This is a genomic window from Paenibacillus sp. NPDC058898, assembly GCF_049316025.1.
In the GTDB taxonomy this organism is placed as follows: Bacteria; Bacillota; Bacilli; order Paenibacillales; family Paenibacillaceae; genus Paenibacillus_AQ.
In genome coordinates, this window is the sequence record NZ_JBMOSM010000002.1 from 357870 (window position 1) to 384426 (window position 26557).

General features: G+C 48.5%; 26 protein-coding genes and 1 tRNA gene. 8 read left to right on the forward strand and 19 right to left on the reverse strand.

Translation table 11 applies throughout. The features are described from left to right. Window positions 1-41: 41 nt before the first annotated feature. Genes ACOZB4_RS05935 through ACOZB4_RS05960 form a run of 6 tightly spaced genes read right to left on the reverse strand, consistent with a single transcriptional unit; the run spans window position 42 to window position 5189 of the window. Complete coding sequence (locus ACOZB4_RS05935) at window positions 42-254, reverse strand: MFS transporter (RefSeq protein ID WP_379406362.1); 213 nt, start codon at window positions 252-254, stop codon at window positions 42-44. A 31-nt stretch (window positions 255-285) separates the two neighbouring features. Then, entirely contained in the window at window positions 286-909 is a 624-nt protein-coding gene (locus ACOZB4_RS05940; RefSeq protein WP_379406361.1) for a response regulator, read from the reverse strand. Then, window positions 884-1999, reverse strand: coding sequence for a sensor histidine kinase (locus ACOZB4_RS05945; protein WP_379406360.1), 1116 nt, complete (start codon window positions 1997-1999; stop codon window positions 884-886). The genes ACOZB4_RS05940 and ACOZB4_RS05945 overlap by 26 nt, the downstream gene beginning before the upstream one ends. Window positions 2000-2032: 33 nt before the next feature. Next, window positions 2033-3124, reverse strand: coding sequence for an ABC transporter permease (locus tag ACOZB4_RS05950; RefSeq protein WP_379406359.1), 1092 nt, complete (start codon window positions 3122-3124; stop codon window positions 2033-2035). After that, window positions 3121-4233, reverse strand: a complete 1113-nt coding sequence (locus tag ACOZB4_RS05955) for an ABC transporter permease (protein ID WP_379406358.1) — start codon at window positions 4231-4233, stop codon at window positions 3121-3123. Before ACOZB4_RS05955 ends, ACOZB4_RS05950 begins: the two co-directional genes overlap by 4 nt. A gap of 23 nt (window positions 4234-4256) precedes the next feature. Then, complete coding sequence (locus ACOZB4_RS05960; RefSeq protein ID WP_379406357.1) at window positions 4257-5189, reverse strand: ABC transporter ATP-binding protein; 933 nt, start codon at window positions 5187-5189, stop codon at window positions 4257-4259. A gap of 289 nt (window positions 5190-5478) precedes the next feature. On the opposite strand from ACOZB4_RS05960, the gene ACOZB4_RS05965 reads away from it, so the two are divergent. Together ACOZB4_RS05965 and ACOZB4_RS05970 are read left to right on the forward strand one after the other, a co-directional pair. Next, the gene (locus ACOZB4_RS05965; protein WP_379406401.1) at window positions 5479-5718 is read left to right on the forward strand and encodes a hypothetical protein; all 240 of its coding nucleotides are present in this window, start codon (window positions 5479-5481) and stop codon (window positions 5716-5718) included. Between the two features lie 508 nt (window positions 5719-6226). Then, window positions 6227-6370, forward strand: a complete 144-nt coding sequence (locus tag ACOZB4_RS05970) for a hypothetical protein (RefSeq protein WP_379406356.1) — start codon at window positions 6227-6229, stop codon at window positions 6368-6370. An 88-nt stretch (window positions 6371-6458) separates the two neighbouring features. Here ACOZB4_RS05970 and ACOZB4_RS05975 read toward each other — a convergent pair. Together ACOZB4_RS05975 and ACOZB4_RS05980 are read right to left on the reverse strand one after the other, a co-directional pair. Then, window positions 6459-6545, reverse strand: a tRNA-Leu gene (locus tag ACOZB4_RS05975). 135 nt (window positions 6546-6680) lie between these two features. Then, entirely contained in the window at window positions 6681-6887 is a 207-nt protein-coding gene (locus tag ACOZB4_RS05980; protein ID WP_379406355.1) for a hypothetical protein, read from the reverse strand. Between the two features lie 296 nt (window positions 6888-7183). Between ACOZB4_RS05980 and ACOZB4_RS05985 the strand changes: the two genes are divergently transcribed. Beyond that, entirely contained in the window at window positions 7184-7867 is a 684-nt protein-coding gene (locus ACOZB4_RS05985; protein WP_379406354.1) for a lysoplasmalogenase, read from the forward strand. Window positions 7868-7982: 115 nt separating this feature from the next. Here the strand turns inward: ACOZB4_RS05985 and ACOZB4_RS05990 are convergent, their stop codons facing one another. The 5 genes from ACOZB4_RS05990 to ACOZB4_RS06010 form a co-directional block, all read right to left on the reverse strand. Then, a complete protein-coding gene (locus ACOZB4_RS05990; RefSeq protein WP_098748124.1) occupies window positions 7983-8696 on the reverse strand; it encodes an MgtC/SapB family protein in 714 nt (237 codons plus the stop codon). A 43-nt stretch (window positions 8697-8739) separates the two neighbouring features. Then, entirely contained in the window at window positions 8740-9345 is a 606-nt protein-coding gene (locus tag ACOZB4_RS05995; protein WP_076325856.1) for a glycerol-3-phosphate responsive antiterminator, read from the reverse strand. 67 nt (window positions 9346-9412) lie between these two features. Then, entirely contained in the window at window positions 9413-10225 is an 813-nt protein-coding gene (locus ACOZB4_RS06000) for an HAD-IIA family hydrolase (protein WP_379406353.1), read from the reverse strand. A gap of 335 nt (window positions 10226-10560) precedes the next feature. Next, on the reverse strand, window positions 10561-12324 hold the full coding sequence (locus ACOZB4_RS06005) for a glycerol-3-phosphate dehydrogenase/oxidase (protein WP_379406352.1): 1764 nt from the start codon (window positions 12322-12324) through the stop codon (window positions 10561-10563). 328 nt (window positions 12325-12652) lie between these two features. Continuing rightward, entirely contained in the window at window positions 12653-13510 is an 858-nt protein-coding gene (locus tag ACOZB4_RS06010) for an AraC family transcriptional regulator (protein ID WP_213643828.1), read from the reverse strand. A 126-nt stretch (window positions 13511-13636) separates the two neighbouring features. On the opposite strand from ACOZB4_RS06010, the gene ACOZB4_RS06015 reads away from it, so the two are divergent. Genes ACOZB4_RS06015 through ACOZB4_RS06025 form a run of 3 tightly spaced genes read left to right on the forward strand, consistent with a single transcriptional unit; the run spans window position 13637 to window position 16490 of the window. Next, window positions 13637-14695 (forward strand): Gfo/Idh/MocA family protein, encoded by a 1059-nt coding sequence (locus ACOZB4_RS06015; RefSeq protein ID WP_076325665.1) that lies wholly within the window; start codon window positions 13637-13639, stop codon window positions 14693-14695. Next, window positions 14692-15549: a sugar phosphate isomerase/epimerase family protein gene (locus ACOZB4_RS06020; protein ID WP_379406351.1), complete on the forward strand. Its 858-nt coding sequence runs from the start codon at window positions 14692-14694 to the stop codon at window positions 15547-15549. The genes ACOZB4_RS06015 and ACOZB4_RS06020 overlap by 4 nt, the downstream gene beginning before the upstream one ends. Window positions 15550-15593: 44 nt before the next feature. Further along, complete coding sequence (locus ACOZB4_RS06025; RefSeq protein WP_076325663.1) at window positions 15594-16490, forward strand: sugar phosphate isomerase/epimerase family protein; 897 nt, start codon at window positions 15594-15596, stop codon at window positions 16488-16490. 156 nt (window positions 16491-16646) lie between these two features. On the opposite strand, the gene ACOZB4_RS06030 is transcribed toward ACOZB4_RS06025, so the two are convergent. Beyond that, a complete protein-coding gene (locus ACOZB4_RS06030) occupies window positions 16647-17678 on the reverse strand; it encodes a Gfo/Idh/MocA family protein (RefSeq protein ID WP_379406350.1) in 1032 nt (343 codons plus the stop codon). 23 nt (window positions 17679-17701) lie between these two features. Continuing rightward, complete coding sequence (locus ACOZB4_RS06035) at window positions 17702-18589, reverse strand: sugar phosphate isomerase/epimerase family protein (RefSeq protein WP_076325661.1); 888 nt, start codon at window positions 18587-18589, stop codon at window positions 17702-17704. A gap of 219 nt (window positions 18590-18808) precedes the next feature. Here ACOZB4_RS06035 and ACOZB4_RS06040 point away from each other — a divergent pair, with 219 nt between their 5' ends. Beyond that, the gene (locus ACOZB4_RS06040; protein WP_422759503.1) at window positions 18809-19714 is read left to right on the forward strand and encodes an AraC family transcriptional regulator; all 906 of its coding nucleotides are present in this window, start codon (window positions 18809-18811) and stop codon (window positions 19712-19714) included. Here ACOZB4_RS06040 and ACOZB4_RS06045 read toward each other — a convergent pair. The 3 genes from ACOZB4_RS06045 to ACOZB4_RS06055 all read right to left on the reverse strand — a co-directional run bounded on the left by ACOZB4_RS06045 (window position 19700) and on the right by ACOZB4_RS06055 (window position 23887). Beyond that, the gene (locus ACOZB4_RS06045) at window positions 19700-20905 is read right to left on the reverse strand and encodes an aminotransferase class I/II-fold pyridoxal phosphate-dependent enzyme (RefSeq protein ID WP_379406348.1); all 1206 of its coding nucleotides are present in this window, start codon (window positions 20903-20905) and stop codon (window positions 19700-19702) included. The genes ACOZB4_RS06040 and ACOZB4_RS06045 overlap by 15 nt on opposite strands. Window positions 20906-20911: 6 nt before the next feature. Next, on the reverse strand, window positions 20912-21829 hold the full coding sequence (locus tag ACOZB4_RS06050) for a D-alanine--D-alanine ligase (RefSeq protein ID WP_379406347.1): 918 nt from the start codon (window positions 21827-21829) through the stop codon (window positions 20912-20914). 603 nt (window positions 21830-22432) lie between these two features. Further along, complete coding sequence (locus ACOZB4_RS06055; RefSeq protein ID WP_379406346.1) at window positions 22433-23887, reverse strand: PLP-dependent aminotransferase family protein; 1455 nt, start codon at window positions 23885-23887, stop codon at window positions 22433-22435. A gap of 207 nt (window positions 23888-24094) precedes the next feature. Here ACOZB4_RS06055 and ACOZB4_RS06060 point away from each other — a divergent pair, with 207 nt between their 5' ends. Then, window positions 24095-24415 carry an acyl-CoA thioester hydrolase/BAAT C-terminal domain-containing protein gene (locus ACOZB4_RS06060; RefSeq protein ID WP_422759504.1) on the forward strand — a complete coding sequence of 107 codons (321 nt, stop codon included), beginning with the start codon at window positions 24095-24097 and terminating at the stop codon, window positions 24413-24415. A gap of 92 nt (window positions 24416-24507) precedes the next feature. On the opposite strand, the gene ACOZB4_RS06065 is transcribed toward ACOZB4_RS06060, so the two are convergent. Then, window positions 24508-26172, reverse strand: coding sequence for a DUF4091 domain-containing protein (locus ACOZB4_RS06065; protein ID WP_379406344.1), 1665 nt, complete (start codon window positions 26170-26172; stop codon window positions 24508-24510). Window positions 26173-26557: the final 385 nt, after the last annotated feature.

The window sequence follows — 26557 nt, forward strand, 5'->3', positions numbered from 1 at the left end:
AAAATGAACAATTCCCCGTAAATCATCGTCGCCTTGGGACGTCAGCGATCCGCCAGCACTCCACCCACAATGGAAAAAATAAAAATTGGTGCATACTGCACAACGGTTAGCATAGAAACGGCCAACGGATTGCCGCCTGTCAGATCCATCACAAAAAGCAGCAATGTCATATTTCGGATCCATACCCCAGCGGATTTCAATATACTTGAAATGGTAAGCTTAATAAATACAGAGTTAGTTACTAGCTGTTTCATATCCTTCCTCAACGATACACTGCATGTGATCTCAATAATGATTCAAATAAAAAATAGCCAATTGAGTCCTGTCGCGGAGCTGAAGCTTCTCCAAGAGTGCTGTCACATAATTGCGGACGGTTCCTTCGCTTAGAAAGAGGCGACTCGCAATCTCCTTATTCGACAACCCATCCGCTACAAGCGCCAGGATTTCCCGTTCACGAGGATTCACATCCATCGGCAGCGGTGTTTTCTTCTGATCTTTCAGCATGCCGGATATGGTTTGCGCCACTTCTTTTTCGAAGACGGTATTGCCGTTCCCCACTGCTCGCAGGCTTTCCATGATGCTGTCGGGGGGTTGGTTTTTCAGAATATAACCCTCCGCTCCCGATTTAACAGCCTCTTTAATGTACTCTTCATCCTTGAACGTCGTCAGCAGAACAACCTTCATATCCGAAAAATGACGTTTGATCAGCTGTGTGCCCAGGACACCGTCCATAACGGGCATACGAATGTCCATGAGCACGAGATCAGGCTGCTTCAACCGACACATTTCAAAGGCTTCCTGCCCGTTGGCAGCCGTGCCGATTACCTCAAAGTCGTCTTCCATTCCAATCAGAATGCTAAGCCCTTCCCGAATTAAAGCGTCGTCATCCACGATTAGCAATCTCAACAATCTCCCCGCCTTCCTGTCTCGGAATGACACATACAATCATAAACCCGTCGGTCGCATGAATGGAGAGGTTTCCTCCTAAATTCCGAGCTCTCTCCTTCATCCCGCTGAGCCCCAAGCCTTCTTTGATATTCTCACAGCCTCTCCCGTTATCCTTAACGTACAATCTCGTAAAATTCTCGTTAGCGTCGATTGTGACATTAACCTTTGTCGCGAAGGAGTACCGGGCTGTATTGGTTAGAGCTTCTTTAATCGTGGCGCTGAGCAGCTCCAAATGAGCTGGAGGTATCGTGTTGAAGTCTCCGCTCAGCTTAAGGTCGACGGGGCAAAACCGGTAATTCCCAATCATGGAGCGAAAATAATCCGCGCCAAGACTTTCCCGAGGTTTAATATTATGGACAGTGTCTCGAAGCAGCTCCACCGCATGAGCTAACCCCTCTATGGATTTGCTGATCATGGACATGGCTTTTTCAGTATCTTTGCCATGTATTTTATAAGCAGCCTGCAGTTGGATTAAAGTTCCCGCCAAATTATGCCCCACGCTATCGTGAATTTCCCGTGCGATCCGGTTGCGTTCTTTCACCTCTGTAATTCCGGCAATTTCCTTGGATGCATGCAGAAGTTGGGCTTTCGCCTGTTCCAGCTCATAACGCAAGCGCCGTTCATTATCCAGCGTAAACGTGAACCGGCTTGCCTCCTCGCTGCCCTTCCGTATCACGTATGCGAGGAGAGTACAAAGAGCAATCCAGACGATAAACGAATGAATTTGCGGCGTCTTGGCCAGGAAAAAAAGCGTGCATGCAGAAACCGCGCCAAGGCCGACCCATGCCCTCTTGAGCATAAAATCGTAAGCAGCAAGCGCAAATAATACGGCAAATTGAAAATCCATCGCAACGCCTGCACACGCGAGCAGGAGCATTGCGATGGTCAACCAGGACGAATCGTAGTATCGTTCCTTAACCAGCTGGATAATGATTGAGATCATCACAACGAGCATTTGCCCGTACGGGATATCTCCTCTTAGGATCAGTTCGATGATGAGATAACCGAAAATGATTATTTTGACAATGGCATTCATACCAGTTCCTTCCATAACATCATTTGAACTTATTATATCGAAATCGCATCATTTTGCGATATCTACTTTCTTTATGGTGCTTAGAAGGAAGAAAATGACGGCGAACAGGAAGAGCATGAGCGCTTCTTTGCCAAGCGTCAGGAGCGTTTGTCCATGCAGCAGTTGATCGATCCCCCTCATCACCCAGTACACCGGAGTAAATTGACTGATCGTCTTGACGACATCCGGCGCCCAATCCAGAGGACCGTATGAACCGCCCAGCATGGAGATCGGCTCATATAGGCAGATGCCGATCAGACAGGCTTGAAGGGCCGATTTGGAAATCGAACTGATCGCAACCCCGAATGAAACCGCCACGACCGAGAATAGAATCAGGAAGGCATACAAACTCCATTCTGAATGCTCCATATCGATGCCGTAGCCCCATTTCAGTACGAGCATAGCGAAGGTAAGCTGGATGATCGCTACGAAGATGAAGCTGACAATCATTTGGAACATATAACTGCTGATGCGCACCGGTGCAATCAGTGTTCGGTAAAGGGTGCGATTATTTCGATTCGAGATAATCTGGATGCCTGCAATTAGCGACGTATACAACATCGGAGTTATAAGAAAGCCAAGCACCTTATGCGATTTGGTCTGATCCTGGACAGAGTTATGTTCTAACCGCAAGGAACCGTGCTTATCGTATTGCTCATATGCGGTGTAGAAGTGTTCAGGCTGATTCCCGGTTTCTGCCGCAATGGACTCGGCTCGGCCTACCCACATCTGTAAGTAAGAGCTGAGCGGGTTGGACAAATTGGATTCCCGGATTGAATATTCGGTTAGCCCTTCCTTCCCACCCTGAAGGAGACGATCAGTAAATCCCTTATCAATGACGAGCACATAATCAACCTTAAGCTCCTTTAGCTCTTGTTTGATCTGATCCTCCTTCACCGTTCGGATCTCGGCCATTGATTCCATCCTGGCTGTCAAGCTTTTCGTCAATTCCGTCTGATCATGATCAATAACAGCAGCTTTCATGGTGACTTTGTCGTCAACCAAACCAAGCGACATGTAGATCAGCGGAAACAGAACGATGAACAGCAGCTGAAGTTTATGCTTGAAAATTCGTTTGACCGTGTGTCTGAAAATACTCATGCCATTCTCCTCCTTCCGGAAATCATGGCAATCAGGATCATGATTAACGTATACGCGATCAATCCTGACAAGGCAGACCCGGCAATGGTTCCCTCATAAATATTGTCGAACATTACTTTTTGGCCATATGCATTAGGTGCAAGCCGGCCTAAAAAATCGAATATGGCTCCCTCAACGGGTTGAATACCGCCAGATACCATCGTAAGCGCAACCGAAAGGATAAAAAGGGTGATCGAGGAAACCATCGTGCTCTTGGTCAAGTAAGCCATCATCATTCCAAGCGCGATTGATATGGTTGCGAACAGGAATAGGACCAGCAAAATGACGGGTAAGCTGCCTCCCCAGTTCGCCCCGAAGACGTATTTGGATACCAGGAACAGAAAGATGGAGACGCCGTACAGCGTAACAACGCTCCCGAGAAGCTTGCCCAGCGTGACCCGTCTTTTAGGTATGGGCGCTGCCAGCAGTCTTGAATACGTATAGTTGCCGATATCCTTGGTTACGGCAAACGCGCCGAAAAGCGCACCAAGCAGTAAAAATTGAAACATCGTCGTGACCGCATAATAATCAATGCCAGTCGGGATTTCACCTGCTGTGGTTATTTCCACGCTGTTAATGCTTGCATTCAACGCATCAACCGCTTCCAGATTCTCATGAGACCCGGTCATGCGCTGATTGAGCGTACGTATATAACCTTCCACAAAGGGCCGAAGGTAAGGGTGTTCCTCCTTGCTGTAGAATCCGACTTGTCCCTCGTTCCCTGACTGCAGTTCACTGGATATTTCCGGCGGCACATGAATGAAACTTGTGATTTTATCTGATTTAAGAAGTTCATTGCCCTGCTCGACGTCGTGAACCTCTACTCGTTCGATTAGTCCCTTCATCGACTCGGAGCTCAAATAACGATCCAAGGAGGTACCTATATTACCACTATCTTCATTCAGAAAGCCTATTTTAATTTTTTCGATTGTCGTTGGCGTAAATTTATTGCTCTGCATCGTGCCCAGCAGCAGCATCATCACCAGCGGCAGCAGCAGAAATGCAACCATTGCCTTGACATCTCGAAGATGCCGCAAAGCTGTATAGTAAGCAATTGTACATAGTGACACGTCCATTTTCTCCTCTCTCAGGTTTAATCCCGAAGCGATCTGCCCGTAAGCGTCAGGAAGACCGCCTCAAGACTGGGCTTCTCCACGTTCAACGCCAAAATCTCCCCATCCACCTCGGATATGACCTGGATAATACGGCTAACATTGTGTTCGCCCTTCTTACCGATGATTTCCAGCAGGTTTCCATTTACGACGCATTCGCTAATGCCATGAATTTTCTTAATGGCTTCGACCATCGTAAAATTGACCGATGACAACTCGATGATCAGCTTCTCTTCAGAGGAAACAAGCGATTTCAGCTCTTCCTTCGTGCCTTGAGCAATGACTCTGCCTTTGTCTACAATGGCAATTTTCGAGCAGATTTCCTCCACTTCCTCCATATAATGCGTGGTGTAAATAATCGTCGAACCCATTCGATTCAGTTCTTTGATCGATTGCATAATATGGTTCCGCGACTGGGGATCAATTCCGACTGTCGGCTCATCCATAATGATCAGCTTGGGATGGTGTATGATCGCGCAGGCAATATTCAATCTTCGCTTCATCCCGCCTGAATAGCCCTTGGGCTTATCGTTTTTTCGCTCCGTAAGTCCTGTAAAGGCCAGAGCCTCCTGGATTCTCTCCTTAAGCAAGCTGCCTCTTAGTCCATACAACCTGCCGAAATAGTCAAGGTTTTCTTGCGCTGACAAATCCTCGAACAACGCGATGTCCTGCGGCACAATCCCAAGCTCCCGCTTGGACTCCATCTGTTTGCGGCCGACCGGCTTCCCCAGAAAAAGCACTTCTCCGCCATCGTACTCCGTAAGTCCTGAAAGAATCCCCATGGTCGTCGATTTGCCGGCGCCATTCGGGCCAAGCAAACCGAATATCTCCCCTTCTTGAATGGAGAGACTGATATGATCCAGTGCCAGGAAATCGTTATATCGCTTGATCAGGTTTCTAATCTCCACTATCATTTCGAATGCTCCTCTTTTTATTTTTTTATTCTGGAATTATCATACTTTGTTCAAACCCGCGCTCATAGTGATCAGAAGCATGAAAGCACATGACAAATGTCATGTGCCACATTCTCCCGACTACTTTCGCGCGCAGCGACACTTCGAAATGCTCGGCCGGTTCCTTGCCTGTCACGAGTTTTTTTTATACTATAATGAGCAGTATGGACAGCAACCGATTGACTCGTATACACTAACCATCTTTTCTCGAGGAAGTCTGAAAACAAACTATCGCAAAGGTGTGATTAATCTGGAGAATATCGATAAAAAAAATCGATTGGATGAAGAGGTTTTCAGTTACCGGGTAACGAAAAACAATACGGTTTTTATCGACTGGTATGGAAAGCAAGTGACCATTCTTAAGGGGAAAGAAGCTGAGAAGTTCCTGGTCAAGATGGATCAAGCAAGTAATCACAAAGAGGAACAGCTTGTGATGGCGAAGATAACGGGGAATTTCAAAAGAGGAAATGAAAAGCAGGCTTCCCATTGAAAAAGTAGAAGGGGCGGCGATTCTTGTTTCATTTATACAGATAAATATCGAATGAATCCTAATAAGGCGAAGATGAACAACACTGTACCGGCGCCAATACCAGTGACCGCACTATTTGCTACTTGTAATCTCGGCGATATCCATAATGACAGGACAGAAACGGCAACAAGCAGTGCGGCTAAAATATAGAGGTTGCTATCATCAAACACTTTTGTCAGTCCAATAAAATGAATGCCTACGATAAATGCGATCCAGGGTGCGACAAGTGGGATTATGATACTTCTGCCTGGCCAGCGTCACTGCATTGGGGGCAGCCCGCTCAGATGAGGGGGAACTTCGATAAACCGAAGTTATGATGCCGTTTGCCCGCAGCAGCTTGAAACAGATTTTTCAACAAAAGGAGGTTGGATTCCTTTGGGGACTACCCTCCTCTTTTCTACCGCTCTCGATCCGTTATACCTCCCCGAACTTCTTTACATACCTTAATATAGACGAAAGGAGATAAGCCATGGCAGACATTAACTCAGAGCCGACTATCATCCCTGATCCTTATGCCCTTATATTTCTGAATTATCCGGATGTCGTTACGGTAGAGCGGATGTGTGAAATGCTTGGCGGCATCAGCACCAAAAAACAGCTTACAAATTACTGAAAGTAATGAGCACTAGCCTCAATATTTTAAATAAAAAAAGTTCCTGCTCTGCCAAAAAAAGCAGATCAGAAACCTATTATAATTGAAGTGGTGCGGTCGAGAGGACTCGAACCTCCACGGGGGTTAGCCCACACGGACCTGAACCGTGCGCGTCTGCCAATTCCGCCACGACCGCATATTATGTAAAGTCGGTATCGTGTTGATCACCGTAATTAAGAGTATATTACGCCCATAGTTAAAAAGCAAGCATTTTTTTAAAAAAATGGTCGAAACCATATATTCCGCGTGATTTCGACCATTCATGGCAACATCAGATCGTCCACTGATCATGAATAATTCCGGATAAGACCCATGTATTCCCTTCCTGCTGAAACACAAGACGCAGGCTTTCCCAGTCCATGCCAGCATAATCAGGATGAACCCCATCGAAGTAATACTCAACGATGACTGCCCCTTTATACTGGCTGGTCGCATTGTTCAACGTGTTTCCTTCGCTTTTGGATTGGTTGTAACCCACCCAAGGCGCAGCGGCAAAATCGCTTGTGTAAATAAATGACGATACGGTTCCGCTTTAAACCTCGGTTCACGCTCACTGGTTCCGAATACTCATCCTCCATGGTATGTCCCCCCTTATACTAAGATAACTAAGATATAAAATCACGAAATATATTTCCCGAGCAATATTCAGCAGATTTAATGTATTTCTATTGATGTTTTACATTCCTAGTTCATGCGGACAGGAAAAGAGGAATCAGGACGCCGAGCGAAGAATTGTCTAAACATGAAAATCACATTCGTTGGGAGGATTCTCATTTGAAACGTTACGGGCTGCCATTGATCATCCTGATCATGAGTCTGCTTTATATTTTCCTGATTCCATCCGAGCCCCTAGCTGTCAAACTGCTGTTCAAGCTCATTCCGATGTGGCTCATCATCCTGTTTGCCTATCGGCAATTCCCGCCCCATAGATCCAGGATTCACTATCTACTGTTAGCAGGACAATTCTTCTGTATGATCGGTGACGGGACGCTCATCTGGTTTGTTGTCGGTCTCTCTGCTTTTCTGATCGGGCATCTGTTCTATACGGCCGGCTTCTTGGGACAGTGGCATTATTCAGCTCCCCGCCTCCTCAGCATCGTTCCGATTGCAGCTTATTCGGTATGGATGGGTATCCAATTGGTGTCTTCTCTCAAATCAAACGGAGAACAGGCTTTGATTATTCCTGTCATCGCCTATATTGCTGTCATTTCGTTCATGCTCTGGACAGCCATCATGACCGGAAATGGATATGCGATGGTTGGAAGCCTGCTCTTTGTCATCTCTGACTCGATCTTGTCCTGGAACATGTTTGTTGCCGATATCCTCTATTCGGACATATGGATCATGACTACTTATTATGCCGCCCAATTTCTGATTGCCAGAAGCATCTCGGCTTTTGATAGACCTCGAGTACAGGCTTTAGGAAGCTCGTCCTTGAATACATCTGCAGCCCCATAGAAGACAAAAAAGCTGAGCCCGGGTCCACCCGGGCTCAGCCCTGTACAGCATATTTAGCCCAATCATAGGATCTGGCCTTATAACCATTCGGGCATCAAGCAAATCCGATAAACGCTTAATCCCGCCAGTTCATGCGAACTTGCTTAATCCCCTCTACCTGCCACAATTGCTCAAACAATCCGTTAATTCCCTTGCTGTTAAAAGAATAGACCCGGAATTCCATCGTCACCTTGGTCGAGTCGTCTTCCGTCGTGTCATTATTCACGATCATGCCTTCCACCGTCATATTTGCCTTTTGCAGCAATTCCGTAATGGTACTTACATGAACTGGACGATCTCCAGCCTCAATGATGATCTTCAAACTGCCTGACTTTTTGATAAAGAGAAATTTTGATTCCAATTTATTCAACACCAGCGTGCTGACCAGAACGATCGCCGTCGTTATGATCGCGGGCCAGTAAAATCCGGAACCGACACTTAAACCGATAGCCGCTGCTACCCATAGGGTTGCCGCCGTGGTAAGACCTGAAATGATATGATTGGAACGCCGCAATATTGCCCCGGCACCAAGGAAACCGATACCGCTTACAACTTGTGCCGCCAGCCGGGCAGGATCAACCCTCGCATTAGGATGATTGATCAGTGCAGAATCAAAACCGTAAATGGAAGTCAGCATAATCAGTGTTGATCCGACAGCCACCAAGAGATGGGTTTTTAAACCGGCCTGCTTGTTTCTGCGTTCCCGCTCCCAACCGATTAAACCGCCAAGCAATGCAGCCAATAGCAGCCGCATTAGCATGGTCTCCGTATCCAGTTGAAACACATCCATTCCCTAATCTCCACCCATCTTTGTCATTTACGGAGGCTCTTCGCTATACCATATGTTCATCCTGCCAGCGCCATAGCTCTTTGCTGGAGGTGGATATGCCAATTACACCGCTCTTCAAAGCTGTATCAAAATCCTCCAAGTCGATCATGAGTCCTCCTGCGATGACGGGCACGTCCACCTCTGCACGAATCCGTTCCATAATCCGCTGACACACCATGCCCGGCAGCACTTCAATGGCATCCGGATTAGAGGCCTTAATCATCTTGATCCCGTTGTCCAGGGAAACAGAATCGAATACAAACAGTCGCTGAACCGTTAACAAGCCCAGTTTCTTCGCTTCAACAATCGCGGTGTTTTTTGTCGTAACAATACCATCGATGCCAACCTTTTCTGCTAAATACTTAACCCCCGTCTTGTCTTTGCCGATCCCTTCAATCAGATCAAAATGCACAAACGAGAGCTTGCCCGCCTCCCGAATCTGCTCAACAATCGATTCGATGATAAAAATATCGGTCTTAAGAATAAACACGATATTCGATTCGGTTGCTAGTACATTGGGGAGTTCATCGGCATTCATTAATGAAGTAATAATGGGCTTACGCTTCAAGCAATACGAAATTCGTTGTGCACCTTCAACACTGGTTTTCATGTCTTCACCTCGTTGCCGCAGCAGCATCTCCAATTCTCCCGTTGCCCCGGCTTATTTTTGTAAATACTCATGACTTGGCTTCGTCTGCCTGCTTCACGGCAGTACCGCTGAGATAAATATCGTAGACGGAATTCAGTACATAGGTGGGCTTCACGCTGCTGTTCATCAGATCGTCCCTGGTTGATACGCCTGTCAGCACCATTGCCGTACTCATCCCTGCCTGATTTCCCATCTTGATATCCGTCTCCAGCCGATCCCCTGACATCAGACAATCTTCAGCCTGCACTCCCAAAATATCAAGAGCCGTCAATGCCGTCAAGACGGAGGGTTTGCCCATGACGGTCGTGATTGTTATACCGGCAGTGCCTTCGATGGCACCGATCATACCGCCGCAATCCGGCACATCGCCGCCAGGCATTGGACATGTTCGATCCGGGTGGGTGGCAATCACTTCAGCGCCCCGTTTAATCGCCTGATATGCAAAATCCAGATGACGGTAGTGAAAATCCCGATCCCAAGATACAACCACAACATCGGTTACCTCCGGCGATGAGGCGAATCGTATTCCATTGTCCAGCAGCTCATTCTTCAATATATCTTCGCCAATGACATACACGTTTGCGCCTGGATGATGTTTTTGAAGATAATGAATCGTAACGAGTGCAGGATTCAATATATTATTCAGTTCAACTTGAATGCCAAGCTTCCTTAATTTTTTCAAATAGTTTTCCCTGGAATCTATCGTTTTGTTGGTCAAAAACAATAGCCTCTTACCTAGTCCCTGCAAATAATGAATGGTCTCCACCGCACCATCAATGGCCTCAGCCCCAAGATAAATCGTGCCGTCCAAATCAAAAATATACCCTGAATAATGATCCATAATTTCGTTCTCCTCTGCATGTTCAATCTGTAATTTCGCCCGTAAACGTAAATTGGACATGTTCTGGCCAGATCAGTTCTGTTATGGACCCACAGTCCCCATCCGTAAAGTATACATATGACAACGTCATGCCCTTTAGTCCTTGGACAGGCGGTTCCACGCGGATACAAAAAAATGAGAAGCACTTTGCATTGAAAAAGCCTTCATTCATGACAAATGAAAGATTCTCGTTATGCAAAGGGCTTCTCATCATCTCTGCCCAGCTCTATAACTTTATATGGTTATACTACATCCACATTTTACATTTGACAAGATGCTCCTGATAAATAAGATTCCTATCGATTCATCGCTGAAACGGCGGAGGAATGCTCGGCTTCCTCGTCGGAGCGCGGTCCCGTGACGTCTTCCCGATCCGGCAGATCCGTAAACCGTTCCATCCTGTAGTCTTCCACCATTCCCCATGCCAATTGCAATTGATCCTGCAGCAGCTCCCATTGCCTGTTGACTTCCACATGATTCCATTCTAAATATTCACGCATTATTCTCATCACGGAAGCAAGGGTTCGCTCGGTTTTTTGCCGGTCGAATAATATCCAGCCTGTTCTTCTTAATAGAAAATCCACTGCGGTCATCGTCATCTCATATTCGATGGAATACTCGATTTCCGCGCGTAACAATCGAAGCTCGACCGTGTCTGCTTCCTGCGAAGAAGCACCGATCCGGTTCATCAGTTCCATCGTATTGGAGCCGTACCTGTTCATGAGGCTCACAATGTCTTCGGGTCTGATGCCGAGGGATTCACCCTGCTTGATTAACTTCTTCTGAACCTCCTCATAGGTGAGGCCATTCAGGTCGCCACCGCTGATGGGAACACGATCCGTCGTACAAGGAGGATAGATGGTGCCATCGCCGTCTTGAAGCTGTCTGGCTGCAAGATTCACGACCTTTTCAGCCATTTTCCGAAATCCGGTCAGCTTTCCGCCTGCAATGGTGATCAATCCGGAATCGGATATAAACATCTCATCTTTCCTTGATATTTCCGAAGGATCCTTTCCTTCCTCGCGGACGAGTGGCCGTAACCCCGACCATCCGGATTCAATATCGTTCAGCTTCAGCCTTGATTCCGGAAAAGCATGATTCACCGCATCGATAAGATACCGCCGATCCTCCTCGGTAATACCGGGCTTCTCAATCGCACCCTCATAAAGGGTATCGGTCGTTCCGATGTAGGTCTTGCCCTCTCTTGGAATGACAAAAATCATTCTCCCACCCGGCACATCGAAATAAGCAGCCTGGCGTATGGGAAGCTTGGCATGATCCACCACCAGGTGAACGCCTTTCGTTAAGAGCAGCCGCTTTCCCTTGAGCGAATTATCCTTGAGCCTGACCTGATCCACCCATGGCCCGGCCGCATTGATGATTTTTTTGGCGCATATCGTATAGGTCTTATCACTCACTTGGTCTTCTACGTGAACTCCTACTACTTTTCCTCCTCGATACACGAATTCCTGGACTTTGGCATAATTCGCGATAAGAGCTCCTTTGGCCCTTGCAGACTTCATCACTTCAACCGTTAATCGCGCATCATCGGTTCGGTATTCATAATAATAACCGGAACCTTTCAATCCCTCCTTTCGAAAGAGCGGTTCAAGGGTCAGGGTACTCTCGCGCCGGAACATCTTTCGCCGTTCACTTCGTTTGACCCTTGCCAACCAGTCGTACAGATACAACCCGATCGCGCTGGCAAGATAACCATAAGTACCCTTTTTATAAATAGGGAGCAGCATGGGAATGGGCTCCACCAGATGCGGGGCGCTCCGGTGAAGCAGTGCCCGTTCAGAACCTACCTCGCGTACCAAGCCGATCTCTCCTTGCTTCAAATACCGAAGACCGCCATGAATCAGCTTCGTTGATCTGCAACTCGTTCCCGAAGCAAAATCATTCATTTCCACCAATCCGACGCTCATCCCTCTACAGCTGGCGTCCCAAGCAATTCCCGCACCCGTGATACCGCCGCCAATCACCAGCACATCCAGCTTTTTGGCCGACATGTCCTGCAAATATTGGGTCCGCATCTTGGCGGATAAGCTTGTGTCCACCTGACATTCTCCTCTCTAAAAATATAATAAAGAACCTATTCCATAATAAGAATAACGTGTATCGACGTACTTTATCTGAAGACAGACCGCATTTAGCGGAAGTTTTTCTTGCGAGATAAGGATGCCGAGCCTCGGATGTTTATACTTTCTTATCTCTTCAAAAAAAGAACCGCTTCTGCTAAGAATACATACCGAATACAGTACGCATTTAAGCAAAAGGGTTCTCCGTTATCTCCGCCACTTTATGCAATAAATATGATTATTCATTATAGGTTGCTTTTATACTTATGTCTACATAGAGCCCATTCAGAACCGTTAAAGCCGATTCTCACTTTTTTCGTAAAGCCGATGGAGCCATACTTTTATATTCCTTGAAGGTTCGACTGAAATAATAAATATCATTAAATCCGGTTGCAGCCGCGATTTCGGACACCGTAAGCGGACTTTCCCGAAGGAGATAATCCGCCCGGTTGAGCCTCGTCTCATTCACATACTCTGTCACGGTCCGACCGCTGATCTCCTTGAACAAGCGGCTGAAATGAAAACGGCTGAGACCAGCCATGCTTGATAGGAACTCCACTGACAAATCCTCCCGGTAATGCTCCTCGATATACTTGAATATCGGGGCAAAGCGCTCTACATTCTTCATCCGCCGGGCGTATTCATCCAGTGTAAGGACCGTCGCTACATAACCTCGTACAAGCAGCGTAAGCAGCCGATACAGTTCTGATTTGACCGCCAGCTCATAACCGAATTCCCGCTGTTCCAGCTCATGAATGATGGACAACATGGAGGCTAGCGCATCATCCCCGCTAATTCGATTCTCGAAGATTAGCCGGTTCTGGGTGATGGGTGTGATGAATTTCATCTCGGTTGCATCCAGCGAATGGCTCTGAAGCAGCGAAAAGTCCGCGATTAACGCATAATAAAACAAATGATCCGATAGGCTAAGGCCGTAATGCAGCTCATTCCGGTTAATGACGATCATATCGCCTTCCTTGACCGTGAAGGTGGACGAGCCGCACTCCAGACTCGCTTCCCCAGATACAATATATAGAATTTCAAGATGCTCATGCCAATGATGGTTAAACAAAACCTGTCCCCGGCCGTCAAACTCGCAACGATGGACCTTAATCGGAAACTGAGGATCCGGCATTGTCATCGGTTCTTGAAGTGTTTTGTCCAATGTTCTGATCTCCTTCCAGTAAGACAGCACAATTGTACAAACAAACAGCACGGTTTATCATGGTGTCTTCCTCTAAAAGCATTATAATACGAAAGTGTAATGCAGTAAATTCAGAGGAGTGAACTCATGAAATCTATTAATATTGGCGTCATTGGCACGGGATCGATCTCTGCTATGCATTTGCAATCATATCAAAAACATGCGAACGCGAATTTGCTCGCCGTGTGCGATTTAAATGAAGAAAGAGCACAGCGTGCAGCTGAAAAATACGGTGCTACCAAAGTCTACACCGATTATAACGAACTTCTGGCTGATCCGGAAATCGATGCTGTAAGCATCTGTACCTGGAACAATACACATGCCGAAATCAGTATTGCGGCACTGAATGCGGGCAAACACGTTCTGGTTGAAAAACCTCTCTGCCGTACCGTTGAGGAAGCGCTTCAAGTTCAAGAAGCCGTTAAATCTTCCGGCAAGCTGCTTCAGGTCGGCTTCGTAAGACGTTACGATCCTAACGCTCAAATGCTCCGCGAGTTTGCAGACAAGGGTGAATTCGGGGAAATCTATTTCGCGAAGGCTTCCTCCGTTCGCCGCCTCGGCAATCCAGGCGGCTGGTTCTCTGACATTGAGCGTTCCGGCGGCGGACCTCTCATCGATATCGGCGTGCATGTCATTGATCTGTGCTGGTACATGATGGGTCGCCCTAAACCAGTTTCTGTAAGCGCCAATACATACCGGAAGCTGGGCAATCGCTCTAACGTTCGCAACCTCTCCTTCTACAAAGCGGCTGACTATGACGCGGAGAAGAACACGGTTGAGGATATGGCGAATGCGATGATCCGTTTTGAAAACGGCGCCTCTATACTGGTGGACGTCAGCTTCACGCTGCACGCTAAGGAAAATCTGCAATCCGTTAAATTATATGGAGACAAGGGCGGCTTTGAGATTGATCCTGAAGTGGTCATCGTCACGGAGAAACACGATACCATTATCAACATTCAGCCTCAGACAGACAGCACAGGATTCGCTTTCGACGCGGCTTTCCAAAGCGAAGTCGATCATTTCATTTCCAGCATCGAGAACGGCACGTCACCTCTCAGCCCAGTAGAAGACGGCGTTGAGATCATGAAGATTCTATGCGGGATCTATGAATCCGCCGAAAAAGGGGTTGAAGTTCTACTATGAAACTTGGAATAAGCTCGTACAGCCTGTACCAGGCCATGAACAAAGGCGAAATGACCATTACCGATGTCATCGACTACGTTGCAGAAATCGGTGGAGAGCATATCGAGATCGTTCCGCTCGGCTTTAACCTGAAGGAAACACCGGAGTTGATCGATACAATTAAATCCCATGCCGCTTCCAAAGGGCTTGAAATTTCCAACTATGCCATCGGCGCCAATTTTGCGGAATTGGATGACGCTGCATATGAAGCGGAGATTGAACGAGTTAAAGGTGAAGTGGACATTGCAGCCGCACTTGGCGTTAGCCTGATGCGTCATGACGTAGCCTCTTCCAAAGACTTGTCCATCACGCATTTCCTGGAGGAGCTTCCCCGCCTCGCCAATGCATGCCGGATCATTGCCGATTATGCGGCTGAACGTGGCATTACGACAAGCGTGGAGAACCATGGCTATTTCATTCAACATAGCGACCGTGTAAAAGCGCTGGTTCAGACCGTGAATCACCCTAACTTTAAAACAACCCTGGATATCGGAAACTTCCTCTGTGCAGATGAGGTGTCCACTGTGGCTGTCAAGAATAACATCGGCTTGGCCTCGATGGTTCACTTCAAGGACTTCTATTATCGCCCGGCTCACCGCGCACCTGGATCCGGTTGGTTTAATACCTCCAGCGGCAACTGGCTGCGTGGCGCGATTGTCGGCCAAGGCGATATCGATATGCCCGAAGTCGTTCGTATCGTGAAGGAATCCGGTTATGACGGCTACATCTCGATTGAATTCGAGGGGCTGGAAGATTGCCGCACGGGAGCTAAGTTTGGATTGGAATATGTCCGTAAAGCCTGGAATGAAGTTTAAGTTAGTCGATGGATGAACAAGGATGATACAAGGGGGATATTAGGATGTCGAAGCCTATCATGCCTAACAAAATTGGCGTTATTGTTGACAGCTTTCGAGTTGGAGTAAGAGACGGCCTTCTTAAAGCCCGGGATGTCGGAGCAGACGGCGTTCAGATCTATGCCGTTCATGGCGAAATGGATCCGGCCAACCTCTCTGCTTCGGCCCGTAAAGAATTGAAGGATTACATCGATTCACTGGGACTTGAAATCTCCGCTCTCGTTGGTGACCTTGGCGGACACGGTTTCCAGGACCCTGCCGAAAATGCGGCTAAAATCGAGAAATCCAAACGAATCATGGAGCTCGGCTTGGAGCTGGGAACCAATATCATCACCACGCATATCGGTATCGTGCCGCAAGATCATAACAGCCGCGTATATGAAACGATGCATAAAGCTTGTCTGGAGCTTAGCACATTCGCGAAGTCGATGGACGCCTTCTTTGCCATCGAGACAGGTCCGGAGCCTTCTGCTCATTTGAAATCATTCCTGGATGGTCTCGGTTCCAACGGTGTATCCGTTAACTTTGATCCTGCCAATATGGTCATGGTCACTGGAGACGATCCGGTACAGGGTGTGTACAATCTGAAGGATTATATCGTTCATACACACGCGAAGGACGGAATCAAGCTGGCTGACTATATCGATCCTCGCGATGTATACGGTGATTTCGGATACGAAGCACCTGCGCTTGACCATGACAAAATTGCCGATATGGCTGAATCCGGCGAGAAGTTCCGTGAGGTACCTCTTGGAGAAGGCGGCGTTAACTGGAATGCTTACTTGCAAGCTCTCAAGGATATTGGCTATACGGGGTATCTGACAATCGAACGTGAAGTGAAAGCCAATCCGGAAGCGGATATCAAGCTCGCCGTGGACTTCTTGAAAACATTCAGAGCTTAACATTTACACGATTATTTAGTGTTCTTGCTGTGGGATGTCAGGCGCTATTGCTTTGGTCGTCTGCAATGAGCTCATTAACCAAATAACTAAACAAGGCCAATCAGGTTATTCCCTGATTGGCCTTGTTTATATTGTTCTACCCTATAGTAAGTAAAATTAGGATACTACCTGTTTCCCAGATACCGTCTCCAAAGCGCCGTTCGCTCTCGCGGAACGAATCTCGGCTTCAATAATTTCCAGCGATCCGGCAGCGCTTTCTGGTGTACATACCGTTACCGGCTTTCCTTGCGCAACATGCTCAATGAAATACCGGAGTTCACGGTAATAGCCGGAATCCTCGGACAGCTCAGCCGTAAAGCCTGGAGCGTTTTCAGGGTACACCGTCAGTTCATTATTCTCAAACACCAGCGTAGCCTCTTCCAGATTTACCCGATATCCCATATAGAAACCGTGTTCGCCGTGCAGTGTCCAATCCGCATGCGCGTTAATCACTTTGCCATCCGGGAAACTGTAGTGGGTGGATACGATATCGTACGAGCTTCCTTTAATAATCGTTTTGGCGAATGTCGATACCCGCTCCGGTTTGCCCATAAGATAGTGGATCATATCCACGTCATGCACATGCATGTCCGTAATGCAGCCACCACTCTTGTCTCCTTCCAGGAACCAGCCTTTAGGCGGCTCCGATCCCCGGAAGAATTCGCCTGCAACGATGCTTCCATAACGGCCGTCCTCCACACATTCTTTCAAATATTCATAGGCTGGCCAGAAACGCAGGCATTGTCCGATCATGAGCGTTTTTCCTGTGCGCTCCGCTGTTTTCACCATGCGCCAGGCTTCTTCCGAGCTGCCTGCGACAGGTTTCTCGCACATGACGTGAATGCCCTTCTCCAGCAGCATGCAGGACATGTCCGCATGCAAATATGTCGGCAGGCATACATCCACTATATCCAGCTCTTCATTCTCCATCATTTTGTCCACATGGTCATAAAGATGATAGGGCTCCAGGTCGTATACATCCCGCTCGGTCGCCATATTGCCGTTGGCTTTGCTGTCCTTAAGCTCATCAATACGCAGATCGCAAATCGCCACCAGTTGGATGTCCGCACCCTCTTCGGCTAGTCGAACATAATTATCGAAATGCATGCGCCCCATGAAACCAAATCCCAATATTCCGATTTTCAGCATTCTCTTTCCCTCCGTATCCCTTATTATGATTGGCCTTGATGCTGGCGTGCATCCGGCTTGCGCAAAGATGGCGTACGTCCAAGAATCGCATCCATTGCATTGGATGTATTAAATATGATCTGCTCCGAATAGTGGGTATACGCCGGGATCATCTCTGCCGTGACATAGTTGTCATAGCCGATCAAGCGCAGCGCTTCAACAACGGCCGGATAATTAACGTCCCCTGCCAACAGGTCGACAAAACCGTGCAATCCGCCTGCCTGTCTGCGGTAATCTTTGAAATGGACTTTTTTGATCCGCTCACCCAAAATCCGAATCCAGTGCTCCGGATAACCGTTATGCACAACATTGCCTACATCGAAATAGGAGCCGACATATTCGGAACCGATCTCGTCGATGAAATTCCTCAATTCCAGCGGTGACAGCAGGAATTTATTCCATACATTCTCGAGCGCGATGGCAACGCCGGCGCTTTCCGCATAAGGAACCAGCTTACGAATGGATTCTTGAGCCCGCTCGTAGGCATATTCGTAGTCAATGACTGCTGAACCGGGAACGAAATCGACCCCGACCGCCCCTGGGATCACAAGTATGGCATCCACTCCAAAAGCGGACGCGAGTTCCAGCTGCTTCTTGCAAATATCCATGGCCTTCTCACGGACAGCCGGGTCATCACTTGTCATCGGGTATTCCCAATACAAACCTGTTGCCAAACCCGCGATTTCCAGGTCCGCTTCTTTCAGCTGTGCCGCTATGGCCTGTACTTCCTTGTCGCCAGCCTGAAGTCCGAGCTCCCCTGTTTGGTTTAATGACAATTCGATTCCTTCAAACCCTGCCTCTTTTGCCAATCGGATGCAGTCGGAGATGGAAGCATCTCCCGGGAACGACCAGATATTAATCCCTTTCTTCATCGTGAATCCCTCCTAAAATCAATAGGTTGATGTTGTAACACTCGTTTTCTGAAACACATCATTTGACTTTTTCCGTCAAGTTGTAAATAAACCATTCGGATGTAATAATACTTATATAATAAATAAATATTCCACCAAATGATTTAGATAGAAAAGTGATTATTTGGACAATTCCGTTCTATTTATCATCTCTTAATAACATTTTGGAGTGAGTTTACAATGGCCGATATGGATCTCAATTTTCCGATAAAACGCGAAGCGCCTTTTAGGGAATGGTCACCCTGCATTCACTATGCGCAGTTTCAACGCATGGCGATGGGATCACTCCCGCAGCGCAGGTTATACGATTTTGAACTGCTCTATGTATACCAAGGGGAAGCCGCTACAACGATGTACGGAAACCGCTATCGCATCGAAGCGGGTCAGTTGATCTTTCTGCCGTCAGGTGTTTACCATCAGAATGAGGTAGTTTCCCATCCTGACGCGCGGTTTCTAGGGATTCATTTTGATTTCTTTGATGAGCTGGACATACAGACCGAAGCGGATATGATCGTGAACGAAGCCGTGCTGGATACGGATAAGTTCGCGCATGAAGCGGTGTCCTCGGCTTTTCCCCCACTTTCTTCCCGTGTCATCTACACGCCCCCATTGCCTTGCGTTCAGATGATGGAACGAATCGTGGAGGAATTCACCCTGCGTCCAGCCGGCTATGAGCTTGCCTGCAAAGGGCTGATGCTGGATGTGCTCGTTCAATTGCTTCGGACGCATCCTTCCCAGGCCTTGTCGGAAACGTCACCGCACGATGCCAAACTGATTGAACTGATGTCTCAAATCGAAAAAACTCCAGCCAAAGACTGGAGCAACAAAGTGATTGCGGAGCATTTGATGTTAAGCCCGGATCATACCGCCAAATTGTTTAAACGCTTTGCCGGGATGCCGCCAAGTGAATTCGTGCAAACCGTTCGTCATCGCGAAGCGCGCCGGCTTCTCCGGGAATCCGACATCTCGATCGAGATGGTTGGCGAAGGGGTCGGATACCCGGACATTCATTATTTTAGCCGAATCTTCCGCAGACTGGAGGGAATTACCGCTACCGATTACCGTAAACTCTCAAGAATTCTGTAAGGTGGGCAGACCACGGTCAGCACTTGCATGCGTTCGAAGCCAGCGCTCCATTCGGTCGAGTGCTTCGGTCAATTGATCGGACGAAGTTGCATACGAGCAGCGAATAAAGCCTTCGCCCCCGGCGCCAAACACATGACCGGGTACAACGGCGACCTTTGCCTCCCGAAGCAATCGCTCCGCAAACTGCTGCGAGCCCAGACCCGTTCCGGTTATGCTGGGGAACGCGTAGAAAGCACCCTGAGGATCGCGGCAGCTTAGGCCGATATCGGTCAGACCTTGCACAAACATCTTTCTGCGTTCATCATAAGCCCGCTTCATTACGTCCCGATCCCCGAGTCCATTCCTTAAACATTCGAGAGCCGCAATCTGCCCCATGATGGGTGCACAGAGCGCAGTATACTGATGAATCTTGACCATAGCGCTCACCAAGTGGGAATCGCCGCAGAGGTAACCGACCCGCCAGCCCGTCATGGCAAAGGCTTTGGAAAATCCACCGATGACGATGGTGCGCTCCCGCATCCGAGGCAGCGAAGCAATACTGGTATGCGTGCGGCCATAGGTAAGCTCGGCATACATCTCGTCTGAAATCACCACCAAATTGTGCGTAACCGCAAGGTGCGCAATCGGCAGCCAATCCTCATAGGTCATCACGGCGCCTGTCGGATTGCTTGGAAAGTTAACAACGATCGCTTTCGTCCGAGGGGTAATCGCCTTCTGCAGCGCATCCGCAGTCAATTTGAAGTTATGCTCTGCTGAGAGCTCCAGTTCAACGACAGTTCCTCCGTTCAATTGCACAAGAGGGGCATAAGCGACATATCCCGGCACGGGAATAATAATTTCATCTCCCGGCGAAATGAGCGCCCGCAGCGTAAGATCAATCGCTTCACTGCCGCCAACCGTGACCAGTATCTCTCTCGTCGGTTCGTATTGCAGCTGGAATCCGGTATCCAGATATTCCGCAATCCCTTCCCTTAGCTCCATTAGCCCTTCATTCGGCGTATACATCGTGCGGCCATGCTCCAGAGCTCGTTTGCAGGCCTCGATCGCACACGATGGCGTCACAAAATCCGGTTCCCCCACGCCGAGAGAAATGACATCATCATCCGCTTCCGCCGCATTAAAAAATTGCCGGATGCCGGAAGGCGGCATGACTTGCACCGTTGACGTTAGAAAGCTGCTCGTTGTATTCATATGCCTCTACTCCTTGCCTTCGCTTTTTCGTTCCGATAATGAAGTTTCAATGATGGCATCCAAAAGCCCGCTGAACGAATAGCCCGCCGCTTCCGCGCTTCTTGGCAGCAAACTGTTCTTCGTTAAACCCGGAAGCGTGTTGACCTCTAAAATATAAGGAGTCTCTTCCTTCAGGATGATATCGATCCGGGCATACACACTGCACTTCAGCGCCTTATAGCATTGAAGCGCAGCTGCGCGCACCCGCTGCTGAAGTTCGGCAGGAAGCTCAATTACTTGCTCATCCGCTTCGCCTTCTTCGTATTTGGATGTATAATCGAAAAACTCGGAGTTCGGCTTGATGGACACAATCGGGAGCATCTCGCCGTTCAAGACCGGGCATGTAATCTCTTCTCCCTCGATCAGTTGCTCGATCATCACCGAGCGGTCCCACCGCAATGCCTCTTCGACGGCAGAAGCAAGGGCTGCCGAATCACGCACGATCCGAGTGCCCACGCTGGACCCGCCTGCATTCGGCTTCACCACGACAGGAAATCCGAGTCCCTCCACGTCAGCGGCGGCCAACTCCTCCATACTGCTGACCATGATCCAATCGGCTGTAATCAATCCCTCGTACCGCAGTAGCTTCTTGCTCAGGTCTTTATCCATGCAAACGCTGCTGGAGAGAACGCCGCTGCCTGTATACGGAATGCCCAGGGAGTCGAGTGTGCCTTGCACCGTCCCGTCTTCCCCGTATTGCCCGTGCAGGGCGAGCAAAGCAATATCGATGCCTTTCGTTTTGCTGATCAGCTCGCGTTTATTGTTAATCTCGATCGGATAAACCTCGTAGCGGCTTTTATCCAGATGAGCGATCATCTCTTTGCCACTCATTATTGAAACTTCCCGCTCGGATGATACGCCTCCCATGATGACGCCAACCTTCATGATGTAGACCTCCTAAAAGTTTTGTGACACCTCTCCGCATGCTCCGCCTTCACCGTTGAAGTCAAAAGTTCTTTTTCTCAGACCAACTTCCTTGTAAGCTGATCATCACTACGCATGCGGATTATTCTTCCGATCTCTGTTGCCCTCAGATTTCTACTGATTGAATATTCATTTGTTGAAATCCGACGGCAAAGGAGAACGCTGCGCTTCTACACAATCATTCCGCCTTCTCCGTTGAAGTCAAAAGTTCTTTTTCTCAGACCAACTTCCTTGCAAGCTGATCATCACTCCGCATGCGGATTATTCTTCCGATCTCTGTTGCCCTCAGATTTCTACTGATTTGAATATTCATGGTTGAAATCCGACGGCAAAGGAGAACGCTGCGCTTCTACACAATAATTCCGCCTTCTCCGTTGCAGTCAAAAGTTCTTTTTCTCAGACCGACTTCCTTGCAAGCTGATCACCACTACGCATGCGGATTATTCTTCCGATCTCTGTTGCCCTCAGATTTCCACTGATTGAATATTCTTTTGTTGAAATCCGACGGCAAAGGAGAGCGCTCCGCTTCTACAGAATCATTCCGCCTTCTCCGTTGTAGCTTTACTACACCAGCTTTCTGGCCGCCTCGCCGATGATACGGATTCCCTTCTCAATGTTCTCGTCGGAGACGCGGGAGAATCCGAGACGCATGGTGTGATGGCCGCCGCCATCGGTATAGAAAATGTCGCCCGGCGTGAACACCACGCCCTGGGCTGAGCAGGCTTCCAGCAGTTCCCGGGTCCGGAAGTCGGGACCGAATTCAACAAACAGGTGAAGCCCGCCGTCGCCGGACAACCGCTCCATCGGAATCCACTCCTCGCAGCAGCGGATCGCCAGCTCATATTTCCGCTTGTACTCGGCCTTCGCCCTCTTTAAATATTTCTCGAAGTTGCCGTTGTACAAATATTGAAAGAGCAGGGATTGATCCAGGGTCGACGTATGAATGCTGCGGGCGCGCTTCACGCTCTCCAGATAATGAATCAAGGTCTTGTCGGCAAGCACCCAACCGACTCGCAGGCCAGGAAATAGGATTTTGGAGAAGCTGCCCAAATAGATCACGCTGTTGTTCTCTCCGCCTGCACATGCAACGAGAGGCGCGATGTGCGAGCCCGAATAGCGGAGCTCTTCGTTGAAACCATCTTCGATAACGGGAATTTCGTACTCATTCAGCAGCCGGAGCGCTTCCAGCCTCTTCTGGTGAGACATCACGATTCCTGTAGGATTATGATAGGAAGGCACAAGGTACGCCATGTCGTACGTCCGCTCCGACAGCTCGCGTGCAAGCCCCGTCAGGCTGATGCCGTCTTGCTCCATCTCGACGCCGGTAATGGCGTACCCGTGCATTTTAAAATTTTTAATAGCTGTATGATGGGTAGGATTCTCGCATAGAATGCGGCCATGCCCTTTGTTCAAGGCGGATAGCACCAGACTTAATCCTTCCGTAAAACCGCTGGTAATCAGCATATCCTTACCCTGAATGTTCACGCCCTTGTTCTCCATATAACGGAGGAGGTAATCAATAAGCGGTTTATAGCCTTTGGCGTAACCGTAGTTTAGAAGTACATCACCTTCAAGCGACATCCGGTCGAGGAATGCCCGTTTGACATTTTGCAGATCGAACAGCTTCTCATCGGGAGCGATGCTTGTAAAAGATATGGAGCCCTTCTCAGCGCGGATGCCGTGTTTCATCAGATCATTCTCTTCCGCAAGCCTGGCGTATTCGTTCAGACGAGGACCCCAGTCCAGCCGTTTGCCTTCGGGCTGCATGGATGCCCCGCTGATCGAAGGGACAACAAAGTGCCCTTGCCCTTTAACCGCGTAGATATAACCTTCATCCTCCAAATCCGAGTAAGCACTCAGGACCGTATTACGGCCTACCCGAAACAGCGCGCTTAGCTCGCGCGTGGAGGGGAGCTTCTGATCGGCTTGCAGCGCCCCGGTCGTCATCAAGCGCTTCATGTAATCTTTAACTTGAATGTACGCCGGACGATCATCCGCCAACTTGAAATCCAAATACATCGTTCTTACCCCCTTGCTCTTATGATGGCATAAATTCGGCGGTACCACTAGAACCACAGCAGGCCTCTTTCGCCTCGGGCGTGGTTTGCCCGGTGACAGGCCGACTTTTTATATCAAACAACCTTGGCCAATTCTTTGGATTTAACAGGATTTAAGTGTCCATTAACAGAACTATACCATCTTGACACGAATGCAAAGGAGATTATGATGGTGAACCTTCCAAGAATTGTAATCAGCAATCTTACCATTCCTCTAGAAAGGATGAACGGCGAGCTCCTCATGATATCGGGATTGGCTGATGAGAGCTGGAATTCCGCTTATCTCTCGGAGCAAGGTTTCAAACGAAAGACAACTTTCCGCAAAGACGCATCCAAACATCTGATCTATGATGGGGCAGGACATTACATTGGTATACCTTATCTGCGAGCGGTGTCCTCCGATCAGGGAAACCAACAGGCTCTTGCACAAGCAAGCGTAGAATCATGGAAAGAAACCATTCGTTTCTTCAAGCGCGTATTATGTAAATAAAATAAAGGTCTCACATTCCTATAACGGGAATGCGAGACCTTCTTATACAGAGTTCAATGCCGCCAAGATTTAGTTTGTACTCACCAGCCCGCTTACTTCACAACCAAACTTTCCTTGATCTTATCGTTGATCCACTGCCGCTTCGACAGCAGCCATTCCTGCTCCCTCGGATACGTCTTAAAGGTGATTGGCTCTTCGAGCCCTTCCTCCAGCGCCTGCAGCACAGCCTCTCTGCCGATCTGCGTCTCCAGCAGCTGAAGCGCTCTCAAATCCTGAAGCGCTTCCTGAAATACCTTCAGCCTAATGGATTCAATCGGTCCTTCTTCACCAGGGTATACCACAAAAGCATCCCCGGAAGGAAAACCGCAATCCGCATCCGTCACCTTGAACGGATCAATGGCGCGTTTCGAGTATTGAGAATTCCAAAAGTTATATCCCCAATGGAGAAATCCCTCGATATTAAACTTATACAGCTGAATCCCGATAATCCGGTTTCTTGCCGAAGGCAAATTGAAGAAACGGTTGGACACTTCCTTGTACTGGGAACAGCAATAATAGGTCCACAGTGGCGTTACCTGTTGATCCAGAAAAGGCTCAATGTGATTGCTGGCCGGAATCGGACGCTTCACAAGCCCCTGCTCATAGAACGAAATATCGGAGAGCGCGTCAATGATCGGGTAATCCGGCAGCAGCTCGTTCATCAACCGGCTTGCATGACCGTAGGCCTCCAGATGGGACTCGGATGGCTCATCGGATACATGGAAATAACAGCGCTGCTCAAGTCCCCGGCTTTCAATCCAACCGGTGAGGGCCGGTATGAATTGTCTGATGAAGGCATGATACTCTTCTCCGGTTGCATCCGTCTCCCATCCGAACAGCTTCTCAGGCTTTCCCTTCACGTTAGCCATAATCTTCGGCGCATGCCCGGCTCCCCACTGGGTGAAAAGATGCGAGAATTCCAGATACTGAATCCCATTAGAATCACACAGGTCTGCCCAGCGGTCCAGCTTATCAAACCCAAATGCATATGTTCCATCCTTGTTTACAACAACGTCAACCAGCTGCACCGTTGGCCGTTCTCCGCCCACTTCCGTATCCAGCGGAGGCGTAAACAATGGCGTCAGGATCATATTGATGCCATGCTGAGCGGCGGTCCGCATAAACTGACCGATCAACGTCCAGTGCCGTTCACTAAATATCTCCACCTCGTAGTAGTTCGCCAAGCAATCGGCATGGAACCATTCCGTATGAATCAGCGTCTGGTCCGGCAAGATTGCCGGAATCACTTCGAGCGTGAACACCTCTTCTCCAAGCGACTCCCCTGACTCTTCTTCAAAACAGACCCGGATTTCATATGTACCGCCCTTGATCTCACCCTCAGGCTGTACCGTAATCCATAGACTTCTCCACTGATTCGGGCATCCGGTTATCACAGGCTCTGATGTCAGAGGCAGCAGCGGGTCCGGATACAGCCCGGGCGTAGCTCTTAAGATAAACTCGTCATGATCATAATATGTAGGCATCTCCGATGGAACCAGGCCTACAGAACGGACGGTAATCTGCTCGATCAACTCAGATTGCAGATGAACCCGGATGTTTTTCAACAAGCGATTGGAACGGTAAGCAACTTGAAACGAGTACGTCTCATTGCCAAACGACGACCCTCTGTCATACGAGGCTTGGGATAGTTCTTCATCGGCAAATACTTTGGACAAAGAGCTCAACAGCCGGGTCTCAAATGATACGGAATGACTCATGCAGGTTACACCTCTCTACAATGAAATGGGATACTTTCACGTACATCTTACACTAATCTGGATGAAACGGAAGGTGAATTTTGCGTTTTCGAAAAAAAAGGAGCCACCGCTCCTTTGCGGTGGCCGCCTTATTATGGCTCCATACCGGAATTCCGCGAAGATGCTAGAATTCTCCCATCAATCCTGCGAGCTACGGCATACTTCAAAGCCGGACAGACGCGGACACCATCTCGATTCCAAAATGGTAAGCCTGATATATTGAGCCCGTACAGCGGGAAAGCGGCAAATGCGTTTGCGCCCGACATAGAAGAATGAACGGGGATTACCAACCACTTTTTTGGAGTACGGAAGAAAAACAAGTCTAAAGCATCACGACTTCCATAGC

Coding starts and splice junctions, on each gene's coding strand:
- ACOZB4_RS06045 (WP_379406348.1), bottom strand. CDS start 20,905: ATGAATACAACGAGCAGCTTTCTAACGTCAACGGTGCAAGTCATGCCG.
- ACOZB4_RS06055 (WP_379406346.1), bottom strand. CDS start 23,887: ATGTATTTGGATTTCAAGTTGGCGGATGATCGTCCGGCGTACATTCAA.
- ACOZB4_RS06030 (WP_379406350.1), bottom strand. CDS start 17,678: ATGCTGAAAATCGGAATATTGGGATTTGGTTTCATGGGGCGCATGCAT.
- ACOZB4_RS06065 (WP_379406344.1), bottom strand. CDS start 26,172: ATGAGTCATTCCGTATCATTTGAGACCCGGCTGTTGAGCTCTTTGTCC.
- ACOZB4_RS05970 (WP_379406356.1), top strand. CDS start 6,227: ATGGCAGACATTAACTCAGAGCCGACTATCATCCCTGATCCTTATGCC.
- ACOZB4_RS05945 (WP_379406360.1), bottom strand. CDS start 1,999: ATGGAAGGAACTGGTATGAATGCCATTGTCAAAATAATCATTTTCGGT.
- ACOZB4_RS06025 (WP_076325663.1), top strand. CDS start 15,594: ATGTCGAAGCCTATCATGCCTAACAAAATTGGCGTTATTGTTGACAGC.
- ACOZB4_RS06050 (WP_379406347.1), bottom strand. CDS start 21,829: ATGAAGGTTGGCGTCATCATGGGAGGCGTATCATCCGAGCGGGAAGTT.
- ACOZB4_RS05995 (WP_076325856.1), bottom strand. CDS start 9,345: ATGAAAACCAGTGTTGAAGGTGCACAACGAATTTCGTATTGCTTGAAG.
- ACOZB4_RS05990 (WP_098748124.1), bottom strand. CDS start 8,696: ATGGATGTGTTTCAACTGGATACGGAGACCATGCTAATGCGGCTGCTA.
- ACOZB4_RS05935 (WP_379406362.1), bottom strand. CDS start 254: ATGAAACAGCTAGTAACTAACTCTGTATTTATTAAGCTTACCATTTCA.
- ACOZB4_RS06060 (WP_422759504.1), top strand. CDS start 24,095: ATGGTGAACCTTCCAAGAATTGTAATCAGCAATCTTACCATTCCTCTA.
- ACOZB4_RS06040 (WP_422759503.1), top strand. CDS start 18,809: ATGGCCGATATGGATCTCAATTTTCCGATAAAACGCGAAGCGCCTTTT.
- ACOZB4_RS06020 (WP_379406351.1), top strand. CDS start 14,692: ATGAAACTTGGAATAAGCTCGTACAGCCTGTACCAGGCCATGAACAAA.
- ACOZB4_RS05960 (WP_379406357.1), bottom strand. CDS start 5,189: ATGATAGTGGAGATTAGAAACCTGATCAAGCGATATAACGATTTCCTG.
- ACOZB4_RS05950 (WP_379406359.1), bottom strand. CDS start 3,124: ATGAGTATTTTCAGACACACGGTCAAACGAATTTTCAAGCATAAACTT.
- ACOZB4_RS06000 (WP_379406353.1), bottom strand. CDS start 10,225: ATGGATCATTATTCAGGGTATATTTTTGATTTGGACGGCACGATTTAT.
- ACOZB4_RS06015 (WP_076325665.1), top strand. CDS start 13,637: ATGAAATCTATTAATATTGGCGTCATTGGCACGGGATCGATCTCTGCT.
- ACOZB4_RS06035 (WP_076325661.1), bottom strand. CDS start 18,589: ATGAAGAAAGGGATTAATATCTGGTCGTTCCCGGGAGATGCTTCCATC.